The organism is Acinetobacter sp. 778_lipA (assembly GCF_058242985.1).
The window spans coordinates 4079262-4091991 of record NZ_JBZAYT010000001.1; the positions used below are offsets into that span (position 1 = coordinate 4079262).

11 protein-coding genes are annotated in these 12730 nt (G+C 38.4%); 7 read left to right on the forward strand and 4 right to left on the reverse strand.

Features of this window, described 5'->3' with window-relative positions; genetic code table 11:
- Positions 1 to 244 precede the first annotated feature (244 nt).
- Positions 245 to 598, forward strand: coding sequence for an SEL1-like repeat protein (locus AC4CUY_RS19325; RefSeq protein ID WP_004816626.1), 354 nt, complete (start codon positions 245 to 247; stop codon positions 596 to 598).
- 357 nt (positions 599 to 955) lie between these two features.
- Positions 956 to 1843 (forward strand): SDR family NAD(P)-dependent oxidoreductase, encoded by an 888-nt coding sequence (locus AC4CUY_RS19330; RefSeq protein ID WP_004725376.1) that lies wholly within the window; start codon positions 956 to 958, stop codon positions 1841 to 1843.
- A 2-nt stretch (positions 1844 to 1845) separates the two neighbouring features.
- On the opposite strand, the gene AC4CUY_RS19335 is transcribed toward AC4CUY_RS19330, so the two are convergent.
- On the reverse strand, positions 1846 to 2742 hold the full coding sequence (locus tag AC4CUY_RS19335; RefSeq protein WP_419306230.1) for a LysR family transcriptional regulator: 897 nt from the start codon (positions 2740 to 2742) through the stop codon (positions 1846 to 1848).
- Positions 2743 to 2847: 105 nt separating this feature from the next.
- On the opposite strand from AC4CUY_RS19335, the gene AC4CUY_RS19340 reads away from it, so the two are divergent.
- Entirely contained in the window at positions 2848 to 3603 is a 756-nt protein-coding gene (locus AC4CUY_RS19340) for an SDR family oxidoreductase (protein ID WP_166781723.1), read from the forward strand.
- Between the two features lie 38 nt (positions 3604 to 3641).
- Here AC4CUY_RS19340 and AC4CUY_RS19345 read toward each other — a convergent pair whose 3' ends face one another.
- Positions 3642 to 4733 (reverse strand): SDR family oxidoreductase, encoded by a 1092-nt coding sequence (locus AC4CUY_RS19345; protein ID WP_419306228.1) that lies wholly within the window; start codon positions 4731 to 4733, stop codon positions 3642 to 3644.
- Between the two features lie 99 nt (positions 4734 to 4832).
- Here AC4CUY_RS19345 and AC4CUY_RS19350 point away from each other — a divergent pair, with 99 nt between their 5' ends.
- Positions 4833 to 5210, forward strand: a complete 378-nt coding sequence (locus AC4CUY_RS19350) for a MerR family transcriptional regulator (RefSeq protein ID WP_004725368.1) — start codon at positions 4833 to 4835, stop codon at positions 5208 to 5210.
- 48 nt (positions 5211 to 5258) lie between these two features.
- Here AC4CUY_RS19350 and AC4CUY_RS19355 read toward each other — a convergent pair whose 3' ends face one another.
- Both AC4CUY_RS19355 and AC4CUY_RS19360 read right to left on the reverse strand, forming a co-directional pair.
- Positions 5259 to 7631, reverse strand: coding sequence for a Tex family protein (locus AC4CUY_RS19355; protein ID WP_419306226.1), 2373 nt, complete (start codon positions 7629 to 7631; stop codon positions 5259 to 5261).
- 108 nt (positions 7632 to 7739) lie between these two features.
- Positions 7740 to 8159: a carboxypeptidase regulatory-like domain-containing protein gene (locus AC4CUY_RS19360; RefSeq protein ID WP_154129422.1), complete on the reverse strand. Its 420-nt coding sequence runs from the start codon at positions 8157 to 8159 to the stop codon at positions 7740 to 7742.
- A 183-nt stretch (positions 8160 to 8342) separates the two neighbouring features.
- Here AC4CUY_RS19360 and ompR point away from each other — a divergent pair, with 183 nt between their 5' ends.
- The 3 genes from ompR to scpC all read left to right on the forward strand — a co-directional run bounded on the left by ompR (position 8343) and on the right by scpC (position 12676).
- On the forward strand, positions 8343 to 9107 hold the full coding sequence (ompR, locus tag AC4CUY_RS19365) for an osmolarity response regulator transcription factor OmpR (RefSeq protein WP_004725363.1): 765 nt from the start codon (positions 8343 to 8345) through the stop codon (positions 9105 to 9107).
- Between the two features lie 379 nt (positions 9108 to 9486).
- Positions 9487 to 10947, forward strand: coding sequence for an ATP-binding protein (locus tag AC4CUY_RS19370; protein ID WP_004725361.1), 1461 nt, complete (start codon positions 9487 to 9489; stop codon positions 10945 to 10947).
- Between the two features lie 205 nt (positions 10948 to 11152).
- Positions 11153 to 12676 (forward strand): succinyl-CoA:acetate CoA-transferase ScpC, encoded by a 1524-nt coding sequence (scpC, locus tag AC4CUY_RS19375; protein WP_004816606.1) that lies wholly within the window; start codon positions 11153 to 11155, stop codon positions 12674 to 12676.
- Positions 12677 to 12730 lie beyond the last annotated feature (54 nt).

Consider the following 12730-nt stretch of genomic DNA (forward strand, 5'->3'; position numbering starts at 1 on the left):
CAACCTAAATATAGCAAATTTTCTCAATGTAATAAAATTACAGTGCGTGATTTAATCTTTTAAATAAAAATTGTTGGTTTGTTAAATAATGTATTTTTTAACAAATGTGTAAAAATCGCAATTGACAAATTACATTTAACTATTTGCAAAGTGAAAAAAATCAGCTAGATTAATTATATCTAATCATTTTTTTGTGATTAGCAGTCTCTTTTACTTTGTTAATGGATTAGCAAGGAGGTTGTATATGTTGGTACATATTTTTAACCGTTTTTTAGGAGATTCAACATCTCGCCGGGCATTTGAACAGAATGCTTCCGAAGCTGCTCTCGAAAAAGCGCAAGCACATCATTTTGAAGATCAAAATCTAAGTTTAGATGAAATCGCAAATCGTAATGCTATGTGGTGCTACTTAAGAGCTGCTTTACGTGGAGATCAAGAAGCTCAGTATAAAATGGGACTCAGCTACTTAAATGGACAACTTGGGTTAGACCGAAGTTATAGTCATGCAGAAAAGTGGCTTGAACAAGCTGCACATCAAGGTCATACCCACGCCAAAGAACAATTAAAAAAAGCATATGATGAGCTTGCTTTTTCATAAATCATGATAAAAATATTACATATATCCACCTATAAACAGAGTTGAAATAAACTCTGTTTACTTAAAAATATATTCAAATTTTCAAGTGAATTTATTTGGTTATGTTTTATACAACAAGATTGATTTTTTGCTTTTAATACTCATTTTTATATGGTAAAAATCACGAAATAAGTAAAAATATAATAGAGTATTTACTCTAAAAATATTTTATAAATTCAGTCACTTAATACTAGTATTTTTATTTTTTTTGTATATTATTGCCTTCCAACAAAAGTGATCATCTTTTAAACAAAGACCCAATCACCCGAAACAAAAAATACAGCATATATTTATGCCAGTAGAATCAGGAAAATAGCTATGAATCAAAAATTAGAGCAACTTTTTCAAAAAAAGGTTCAAGGTAAAATTGCACTAATCACAGGTGCATCTAGTGGTATCGGTTTAACGGTTGCAAAAAAACTCGCAGCAGCAGGTGCACATGTACTTTTAGTGTCTCGTACTGAAGAAACATTGAAAGAAGTTCAAGCTGAAATTCAGGCTGAAGGTGGGCAGGCTGATATTTTCCCTTGCGACCTAAATGATATGGATGCTATTGATGAAGTGTCTAAACAAATCATTGCCTCTGTTGATCATATTGATATTTTGATCAATAACGCAGGTCGCTCGATTCGCCGCGCGGTACATGAATCTGTTGACCGTTTCCATGATTTTGAACGTACGATGCAGCTGAATTACTTTGGCGCAGTTCGTTTAGTTTTGAATATTTTACCGCAAATGATGGTTCGTAAAGACGGTCAAATTATCAATATCAGTTCAATTGGTGTTTTGGCGAATGCAACTCGCTTCTCTGCTTATGTTGCATCAAAAGCAGCATTGGATGCATTTAGCCGTTGTTTATCTGCGGAAGTACATTCACATAAAATTGCGATTACTTCAGTTTATATGCCTTTAGTCCGCACGCCGATGATTGCACCGACTAAAATTTATAAATATGTACCAACACTTTCGCCTGAACAAGCAGCAGATTTAGTGGCATATGCGATTGTGAAACGACCGAAGAAAGTTGCGACAAACTTAGGCCGTTTAGCTTCTATTACTTATTCGATTGCGCCTGGAATCAATAACAAATTAATGTCAATTGGCTTTAATTTGTTCCCAAGTTCTACTGCGTCTGTGGGTGAGCCACAAAAATTGAATCTGGTACAAAGAGCATATGCGCGTTTGTTCCCAGGTGAGCATTGGTAAGCTTAAGATGTCATGGAAAGTTTACGCTTGAGTAAGCTTTCCAACCAATCAATAAAGAATTGGAAATATACTGGTCGATACTTTCTTTCTAAAAAAAGAAAATTGATGGGTATTTTTAGACATGCTTCGTGCTCAAATATTCTGGTTAATCTTTTGGTCTCGATAAACGGGATTGCATCAAAAGCTGGAATCTGAATAATCCCCAACCCTTGCAAACCCGCATGTAAATAACTTTCGGTATCCTCAACTGAAAGTTGATAAGGGAGTTTGATCTGGGTATCTTTAAATACCAGACTTCCAAAATCTGAATCCATATTTTTCATTTGATAACCAATCATAATATGCTGATTTAACGGCTCTTTTTCTAGAGTATTCTTCAATGTATTTAAATATTTTGGAGCAGCAACTGTATATAAATCAACGTTTGTGATGGGTCTCACAATTAGATTTTCATTCATCACATTTCCAACACGAAGCACACAATCCAGTCGCTGTTCAATTAAATCCGAATAGTGATCGTGGCTATAAATTGAAATTTTAATATTGGGATACTTTGCATAGAATTCATGCAGATAAGGAAGAAGATATTGCGTTGAAATTCTTAACGGTAAGCCAATTTTAACTTGTCCCTTATATTGACGGTTTTTTAATTTAAACTTATTTAGCCCTTCAGCCTGAAAAATCAATTGTTGAACTTCTTTAAGAAACTGAACCCCATCATTGGTTAAGTTAACTTTTCGCGTTGTTCGATTAAATAACAATACTTGATATTCTTTTTCTAAGCCTTGTATTGCATAGGTAATTGTTGAACGTGGTAAATCCAGCATTTTAGCGACTTGGGCAAATGAATGCTTTTCCGCAACTAAGCAAAAAATTTTTAGCCGGTCAATTTTATCCATTTATTATTCAACTTTTTCAAACAATCTATTCGATTCTAATCACTATTTAGAACAAAAAATAGCTTTTAGAATTTCAGCATCATTTATCAAAATTGGAGAATAAAAATGATGCAGCATAGCTTAAAAGATAAAACAGTGATTATTACGGGTGGCGCTAAAAACCTAGGTGGTCTGATCGCGCGAAAATTTGCAGAACAAGGAGCAAATCTTATCATTCACTACAACAGTCTAGAAACCCAAAAAGATGCAGAAGAAACACTCAAAGCCGTTGAACAACTTGGTGTTAATGCAACGTTGATACAAGCAGACCTCTCTAATATTCAAAATATCGAAACATTGTTCATCAAAGCCAAAGAAATCTTCGGTGGTGTCGATATCGCGATTAATACCGTAGGGCGAGTACTTAAAAAACCATTGATTGAAACAACAGAACAAGAGTTTGATTCAATGAATGACATTAACAATAAAATTGCCTATTTCTTCATTCAATCTGCGGGTAAACATCTTAACAATGGTGGAAAAATTTGTTCTATCGTGACCAGCCTTTTGGCAGCCTACACAGGATTATATTCAACCTATGAAGGCTTAAAAGCACCTGTAGAACACTATACACGTGCAGCATCGAAAGAGTACGGCGATCGTGGTATTTCCGTCACTGCTGTTGCACCGGGTCCAATGGATACACCATTTTTCTATGGTCAAGAAGCGCCTGAAGCAGTGGCCTATCATAAATCTGCCTCTGCACTGGGTGGTCTAACCAAGATTGAAGATATTGAACCTTTGGTACGCTTTTTAGTGACAGAGGGTTGGTGGATTACAGGTCAGACTATTTTTGCCAATGGTGGTTATACAACACGATAATAATAAATTGCCCATTTATTGAAATGGGCAATTTATTGCTAGATCTGATGATTCCGATCTACCCATTCTGCAGTCAGTGCAATGGTCTGTTTAAGATTGGTTTCTGGTATTTGCCATTTCTTATTTAATGTTAAAAACTGATCCATATTTAATTGCTCAGTTCGGATAAAGCTCAACATCTCAGCAGATAGATCCAGCTTTTGAGCAAGCCACTTCCATCTTAAAATCAATTTTAAGATGTGTAGCGAAACAAAATATTGCGGTGCTTTTAGATTTAATCTGTGAGCCGCATTGTCAATAAGAGCTTGTAAAGAAATCTGAGTAGGATTGGCAATCAATATATCTTGGTGAATTGTGAGTTGATCCTGTGATGCTTTGAATATCGCATTGACCAACATTGTCACTGAAACCAAAGGTAAATAATGCTGAGGAGTTGCAGGAATTGCGGTCATTTTACCCTGTTTAAGCTGGGTAATCAGGTGAGCAATTGGCTGGTTTTCTGCAATTTCGCCAGAATTTTCATCCCCTACCACTGTTGCTGGATGGATTACTGTCCAATCAATTTTCAACTGTTGAGCGCATTTTACCCAAGCAAAATGAGCTTCAATTTTAGAAGCCTCATAAGCACCCAGTTTTTGGTACACCCGCCCCCAATTCGTACTCTCGATATTTTCTAAACAGACCCCAGCATCTTGTAAGTGCTGAGTGAGTGTCAACATATAGCCAGAAAGATGAATTGCCCGTTTCAATTGGCAATGCTCGTTTACGCATTCAAGTAAATTGATTAAGCCTCTAACATTGACTTCCCTTGCCTGTTGTGTCGAAAGATTCCATGCAAATAATGCACTGGTATTAAATAAATAATTTACCTTAGCAAGCCGTTTCCAATCTTCAGCTGAAATACCCAAATCAGGCAAGGTAACATCGCCTTGTAGACAGAATAATTTTTGATGACTTATTCCTTGTTTTTCCAGCCACGTTCTCAAACTCAGCTCTTGCTGATCGAGACGACGACACAAGGCAAAAACTTGGTCATTGCTTTGAAGTAATCGTGCTACAAGAAATTTACCAATAAACCCTGTTGCACCAACCACCAAAGCAACTTTTTCTACACTTTGATTATTTTGCATCACTTTATACACCCTTTATATGCTCGCACTTAAGCTAAAGGATGGAGTACACTCCACAGTCAAGTGTTTCTTGCAAATACATAAAATTTGGAGCAAGTGATGTTAATCGGTGAATTATCAGAGCAATTAAATCTCAGTCGGGATACCATTCGTTTTTATGAAAAGCTTGATCTTATCCGCCCATTGACACGAAATAATGGTTATAAGGATTATTCAAAACAAGACTTACAGCAATTACAACTGATTCAAGTCGCTAAAAATTTAGGTTTTACTTTGGCTGAAATTAAACAGATTTTAGACTTGGTCAACGTTAATGAAATTCCAGCAGAACAATTTCATATGATTTTAAAAGACAAGCTCAGTGTCATTGGTGAAAAAATTCTCCAATTACAGAATATTCAGAATCTACTTGAAAATCTTGTGGTTGGGGAAGCATGCCCATTTAAAAAAGATTGTGATCTTTCTGCAATTGTCTAATCCATAAAAAACCGCCTTACGGCGGTTTCTTTATGGAGAAATTAAGGCTTATTTAGACCCTTTAATCCCTGCTTGTAATAACAACGCACCTAAACCACCAATTTTGTTTTCTTGAGGTTTAGCTGCTTGTGGTTTCTTGTCATGACGTGGTGCTTTGTCTTTATTGTCATAGTTTGGACGACCTTGCTGTGGACGTTTACCCTGAGGCTTACGCTCACCGCGTTGTTCATTGTTATTGAACTCACGCTTTTGACGTGGTGCTTTAGCTGGTGCTTCCGAACCTTCTGGGCGCATCGATAAATTCACACGATTGCGCTCAGCATCTACTGTCAACACACGTACTTGTACGATTTGCCCTGGTTTCACCACTTTATGTGGATCAGAAACAAATTCATTGGCAAGTTCTGAAATATGTATTAGACCATCTTGATGCACACCAACATCGACGAATGCACCGAAGTTAGTCACATTGGTAATCACACCCTCAAGCTGCATCCCTTCAGTCAATTGACTGACTTCAGTGATATCTTCACGGAATTTTGCTGTACGGAACTCTGGACGAGGGTCGCGACCTGGTTTTTCCAACTCGCTTAACACATCTTGAATTGTTGGTAGACCAAATTTGTCGTCAGCAAAATCTTCTGCTTTCACTTGACGAATAATTTCAGTATTACCAATGATATCTTTCACTGTGGTCGCTTTCGCTTCAACAATTTTGTTGACCAAACCATACGATTCAGGGTGAACAGATGATGCATCTAGAGGTTCTGAGCCATCTTGAATACGTAAGAAACCAGCAGCTTGCTCAAATGTGCGCTCGCCTAAACGTGGTACATTTTTCAATGCTTGACGATTGTCAAAACGACCATTTTCTTTACGGTAATCTACAATTTGCTGTGCAATGGCTTTATTTAAACCTGCGATATAGCCCAAGATTGCTGGAGATGCTGTATTTACATCTACACCCACCGCATTCACACAGTCTTCAACCACAGCATCTAATGTTTTTGCCAAATTGGTTTGATTCACATCATGCTGATATTGACCTACACCAATAGATTTAGGGTCAATTTTTACCAGTTCAGCCAATGGGTCTTGTAAACGACGTGCAATTGAAACAGCGCCACGAATCGCAACATCAAGCTCAGGCAGTTCAGCAGAAGCCAATTCTGATGCTGAGTAAACAGATGCACCAGCTTCACTTACAGAAACACGCGTTAATGTAAGATCCGCATTTGCAGCCATCATTTCTGCAACAACAGCTTCAGTTTCACGACTCGCAGTACCATTGCCAATCGCGATTAAATCTACATTAAATTCACGGCAAAGACGTGCAAGTTCAGCAATCGAACCTGCTTTATCTTCTTTTGGTGCAAATGGATAAATTGTGCTATGCGCAAGCACATCACCTGAATTTGAAACAACCGCCAGTTTCACCCCTGTACGAATACCAGGGTCAACACCTAAAGTTGTACGTGAACCTGCAGGTGCAGAAAGCAATAAATGACGTAAGTTTTCTGCAAACACGTCCATTGCTTCTGATTCTGCTGCAAGGCGCTTTTCAGTCAACAAAGAATGCTCAATCGTTGGGCGAATTTTACCTAACCAAAACAGCTTTGCGATTTGCTTTAAGAAATCTTGACGTGCTTGTGGCTGAACACTTTCAAGCGCGTATTCAGTTTCAATACGTGCAAGTGGTGCATGATCATCACCATCAACTTTAAGACCCAATACATTTTCTTGGCGGCCACGTAGCATTGCCAATAAACGATGCGAAGGAACTTTATTTAAATTTTCAGAGAAATCAAAGTAATCACGGAATTTCTTACCGACTTCTTTTTTCTCATCAGATGCCACTAAACTTTTTAACACCGCTGTTTTGGCAAATGTTGATTTAAGTTCCGTGGTTAATGAAATATTTTGTGCCCAGTCATCAATGATGATGTGTTGAATCGCGTCTAATTGGCTTTCAACATCTGGGTATTCTTCATGGCTAAAACCAGCCAAAGCTTCAGTCGGATCAATTTGCTCTGCGATAATTTTCTCAGCAAATTCCCCTAATCCTGCTTCTCTCGCTTTGAATGATTTACTGGTACGTTTTGGACGGTACGGTGCGTAAAGTTCTTCTAATGCATTTTTTGTTTCAGCGCCATTTACCCGAGCAAGTAAGTCATCAGAGAGCTTATTTTGTTCTTTTAATGATTCGATTACTTTTTCACGGCGTTCAAATAAATCACGTAGATAAACAAGGCGTGTATCAAGTTGGCGTAATTGGATGTCGTCTAAGCCTTGCGTTACTTCTTTACGGTAACGTGCAATAAATGGAACACTAGAGCCTTCATCTATCAGTTTAATGGCAGCTTCTACTTGGTTTGGACGTACGGCAAGTTCACTTGCCAACTGCTGAACTAAGTCAGTCATCGTGTTTAATTCCACAAGGATAAGGACTAAAAGTTAGTGATTATAAAGACCAAGACCATAAAATCCACAATTGTTTTGCAAATTAGCAGTGAAAAAAGTGATAAAAGATCATTTTTCTTGAGTTTTTACAGTGCAATCGGGTATTTCATCCTGCTTTGCTACATTTAAATTGCTTTGTAAAATAATTTTTCCAACTTTCCACTGTGCACCTTTGCGCTGTCCACCGCCATGAGAATTGAAATATTGCAAATCACATGGCTGATAACCCTGTTTACTTAGACGCTCTTGTACAAATATTGGTGGTGCTTCCATATACATGATTTCTTTCAGCAAAAATGCAGCATAGCGTCGCTCCTTGAGTCGAAAGTTACCCTGCACATCTGTTTGCGTTTCACCAACTTGAACCTGATCAATCGGTTGGTCAAATTGGTCAATCACTTGTCCTGAGATTTCAGGTCTGGAAAGTCGGCTAATACATGCACTTAAAGCAAAACTTATTGCCAAAATACATAAAACTTTCATTTGCATATGGTATATCTTTTTATTTATAAACATAGAATCATCTTAAATCGTTATAGATGTTGTTTTTTGGTTTCAAAACAGCCTGAAAATTGTATTTTTGAGCAATTTGATACATAGTCTTAACAAGAGCTTAGGCAGTATACTGAGATTGACGAATATTTATAATTTACAACATTAAGGGAGTACATCATGAGTTTGGTTGTACCTGCTGAAAATACAGATATCGTACATAACGAAACTGACCGCGTCGAACGCATTTTAGTAGTCGATGATGATGTGCGTTTACGTACCCTTTTACAGCGTTTCCTTGAAGATAAAGGCTTTGTGGTAAAAACGGCCCACGACGCAACGCAGATGGATCGCCTATTACAACGTGAGTTATTTTCACTCATCGTTTTAGACTTTATGCTTCCTGTAGAAGATGGTTTAAGCATTTGTAGACGTTTACGCTCATCAAATATAGATACACCTGTCATCATGCTGACCGCACGAGGCAGTGACTCTGACCGTATTGCTGGCTTAGAAGCTGGTGCGGATGATTATTTGCCTAAACCATTTAATCCAAATGAGTTATTAGCACGTATTCGTGCCGTATTACGTCGTCAAGTCCGTGAAGTTCCAGGTGCACCAAGTCAAAACGTAGAAGTTGTGTCTTTCGGCCCTTGGTCTTTAGATTTATCAACACGTACCCTGACGCGTGAAGGGCAAGTGGTCACATTAACCACAGGTGAGTTTGCGGTCTTGAAGGCATTAGTTCAGCATCCACGTGAACCATTAACACGTGACAAGTTGATGAATCTTGCACGTGGTCGTGAATGGGGTGCAATGGAACGTTCAATCGATGTTCAAGTTTCTCGCTTACGTCGTTTGATTGAAGAAAACCCTGCACGCGCACGTTATATTCAAACAGTTTGGGGCGTAGGTTATGTGTTCGTTCCAGATGGTGCGGAATAAATAGATCTTGATTCGATAGCATGAATCAGTTTCAAAAGTACTGGTCACATACTTGGTTTTGCATGTGTCCAGTATTTTTTTATCCATATTTATTCATCCTAAATAATAGTCTTGATGGCTTTGCCCTAGAGCTACACTTATTTACTTATGATTTCACTGGTATTTTAAATATAAGCATATTGGGCGACTCTACAAAAACTGTTTGATCTCAATGCAATAAGTCTCCTATTTTGTTGAGTTTAAATATTTTAATCTGAGTATTTATGACAATAAATAAGTTAAAGCCGAGTAACCTAACATTTTTAATATTGCGATAAATCTGCCATCCTTTAAACTGAAATCCATAGATTAAGAATATCGCACAGATTGGAATGCTCCTGTGAAATTAGAACCCATAGACCCACAAGAATTTACCGACTTTGTCACCTACAAAGAACGCAAACGTACACCTTGGGAACGCTTCCTCGATAAAGTCAAACCTCGTTCAGCGGCAATGCGCACCACAGTATTGGTGGTATTCGTGGTGTTCTTTAGCCTATTTATGTCACTGTGGTTTTTCTGGAAAACGCTTTATTTACCTGAAATTCAACAACATGCACGATTTTTGGCAGTTGAACTGGAAATGGTCAATAATCCGCGCTTGCAGATTTACCATGACGAAATACAACTCGATATTGACGAATGGTTAAAGCAACGGGTTGGGGTTGAATATGTTACAGATCCCAAAGAATACCCAAATGTAAAAGACAAAATTATTGCAGATTTCTTTACCAATCGTATTGAGAACCAGCTTGCTCAAGAATTAAAAATCAAAGATGTGACGGTTTATTTCCAGTTTAAGCCCAGTCCGCGCATTTGGGTTCAAACCCCTGAAATGAATGGCAATTGGGTCCGTGAACCTCTCAATACCTATGCTAACTATAGTCCTGAACTGATTTTAGCCTGGTTATTGGGTATTCCACTGATTGCCGCAGCGATCATCCTGACACTGGTCAGACAGCTCAACCGCCCGTTACGTCGCTTACAACATGCAGCAAATAACTACAGTAAAACAGGAAAGGCACCCTACTTGGAAACCAATCACGGACCACAAGAAATTCGTGAGGTGAATCAAGCTTTTAACCAGATGGTGTATACACTTGAACAAACTGAACGTGATCGCCAAATCATGTTGGCGGGTATTTCTCATGATTTAAGAACACCGCTGACACGGATCCGTTTAAGTGCAGAGATGATGTCTGATGATGACTTTTTAAAAGAAGGTTTGATTTATGATGTTGATGATATGGATGCCATTTTAAGCCAGTTTATTTCCTATATGCGTGATGGCTCAGATGAGGAGCTTCAAGAAACCAATATCAATGCTTTGCTACAAGAATTAATCATTCAGTTTAAACCCTTAGATATTCAGTTCACGCCGCAAGAATTACCGATCATTACTGCACGCTCACTGTCGTTAAAACGCCTGATTGGCAATCTCATCAACAACTCAAAACGCTATGGGGCTGAACCAATTGAACTCAGTGCTTTTGTAGAAGATGAGCATATTAAAATCTGTGTAGCAGACAATGGTGAAGGAATTCCCGAAGACCAAATTGAAGGACTTATGCAACCTTTTGTCCGTGGTGATGCCGCACGTACAGTACAAGGGAGTGGTCTAGGTTTGGCCATCGTCAAACGGATTGTGGATATTCATCAAGGTGAACTGTTGATTTCCAACCGTCCTGAAGGCGGGTTACAAGCCATCATTTCACTACCAACTTCAATAAAAGTTGAGGAAGAATCGATACCTACAAATCCAATTCAAAAAATCAAACAAAGTTTGAGTGATCACTTTTAGTGATTGCTCAATAAACCAGCACTTAACTTTGTTTATTTAACAAACAGCCATCATTATTTTATTAATAAATAACAACTTAAAAACCATCACCAGAATTTATACCTGCATTTATTGAAAAAATTAGACCTTAGCATTAGAGGCATGCACAATTCAGTTTGAGGGCGGTACAATCCGTCTAGTTTTGAACAAGAATTGAGCGTAAACCATGTCTTTAGATCGTATTCGTTTAGCATCTCTCCATGACAAAGTCATGAGCGCAGAACAAGCTGCAACTTTTATCCAAGATGGGATGACTGTGGGGATGAGTGGATTTACTCGTGCAGGTGAAGCAAAAGCTGTACCTTTAGCGCTGGTAAAACAAGCCAAAGTGAATCCGTTGAAGATTACTTTAATCACAGGTGCAAGTTTAGGTAATGATCTAGACAAACAATTAACTGAAGCTGGTGTACTTGCGCGTCGTTTACCATTCCAAGTCGATAACACTTTACGTAAAGCCATCAACAATGGTGAAGTGATGTTCATCGATCAGCATTTGTCTGAAACTGTTGAGCAAATGCGTAACCTCCAGTTGAAAAAACCTGATGTTGCGGTGATTGAAGCGATTGCGATTACTGAAGATGGTGGCATCATTCCAACAACATCTGTGGGTAACTCTGCAAGCTTTGCAATTTTTGCTGAAAAAGTGATTGTTGAAATCAACACCAACTTAAGCCCTGCTTTTGAAGGCTTACACGATATTTATATCCCAACTTACCGTCCAACACGTCAAGCAATTCCTTTGACGCATGTTGATCAACGTATTGGTACACCTGCAATCAATATTGATCCTGCAAAAATCGTGGGTATCGTAATTAACAACGAATATCATGATTCTCCATCAACAGTGACACTACCAGATGATGAAACTCAAGGTATTGCCAACCACTTAATCGCATTCTTTGAAAAAGAAGTTGAAGAAGGTCGTTTACCTTCGAATCTTGGTCCTTTACAAGCAGGCATCGGTTCGATTGCCAATGCGGTATTAACTGGTCTTAAAGATTCTAACTTTGAAGATTTGGTGATGTATTCAGAAGTACTGCAAGACTGTACTTTCGAGTTGATTGATGCGGGTAAAATGAAGTTTGCTTCAGGTTCATCAATTACCCTTTCTGCTAAATATGGCGAAAAAGTATTTAACAACCTAGAACAATACAAAGACAAACTGGTTCTACGTCCACAAGAGATTTCAAACCATCCTGAATTGGTTCGCCGCTTAGGCATCATCGGGATCAATACTGCACTTGAGTTCGATATTTACGGCAACGTCAACTCGACCCATGTCTGCGGTACCAAGATGATGAATGGTATTGGTGGTTCAGGTGATTTCGCACGTAATGCACATTTAGCAATCTTCGTGACCAAATCAATTGCAAAAGGTGGCGACATCTCTTCTGTTGTTCCATTTGCTTCACATATCGACCATGCTGAGCATGATGTTGATATTCTTGTGACTGAACAAGGTCTTGCTGACTTACGTGGTTTAGCGCCTCGTGAACGTGCTCGTGCAGTCATCAACAACTGTGCTCACCCAATGTATCGTGATGCATTGAATGATTACTTTGATCGTGCATGTGAAAAAGGCGGTCAAACGCCGCATATTCTTCGCGAAGCACTTTCTTGGCACTATAACTTTGAAGAAACAGGCCATATGCTTGCTTCTTTAGAAGATCAAGCTAAAAAATCTGCATAAGATTTTAAATCTGATGTAAAAAGTAAAAACGCCCTTCAGGGCGTTTTTTTATGG

Excerpts from the sequence above, each read along its gene's own strand:
- AC4CUY_RS19325 (WP_004816626.1), top strand. The coding sequence starts at position 245 with ATGTTGGTACATATTTTTAACCGTTTTTTAGGAGATTCAACATCTCGC.
- AC4CUY_RS19330 (WP_004725376.1), top strand. The coding sequence starts at position 956 with ATGAATCAAAAATTAGAGCAACTTTTTCAAAAAAAGGTTCAAGGTAAA.
- AC4CUY_RS19335 (WP_419306230.1), bottom strand. The coding sequence starts at position 2,742 with ATGGATAAAATTGACCGGCTAAAAATTTTTTGCTTAGTTGCGGAAAAG.
- AC4CUY_RS19340 (WP_166781723.1), top strand. The coding sequence starts at position 2,848 with ATGATGCAGCATAGCTTAAAAGATAAAACAGTGATTATTACGGGTGGC.
- AC4CUY_RS19345 (WP_419306228.1), bottom strand. The coding sequence starts at position 4,733 with ATGCAAAATAATCAAAGTGTAGAAAAAGTTGCTTTGGTGGTTGGTGCA.
- AC4CUY_RS19350 (WP_004725368.1), top strand. The coding sequence starts at position 4,833 with ATGTTAATCGGTGAATTATCAGAGCAATTAAATCTCAGTCGGGATACC.
- AC4CUY_RS19355 (WP_419306226.1), bottom strand. The coding sequence starts at position 7,631 with ATGACTGACTTAGTTCAGCAGTTGGCAAGTGAACTTGCCGTACGTCCA.
- AC4CUY_RS19360 (WP_154129422.1), bottom strand. The coding sequence starts at position 8,159 with ATGCAAATGAAAGTTTTATGTATTTTGGCAATAAGTTTTGCTTTAAGT.
- ompR (WP_004725363.1), top strand. The coding sequence starts at position 8,343 with ATGAGTTTGGTTGTACCTGCTGAAAATACAGATATCGTACATAACGAA.
- scpC (WP_004816606.1), top strand. The coding sequence starts at position 11,153 with ATGTCTTTAGATCGTATTCGTTTAGCATCTCTCCATGACAAAGTCATG.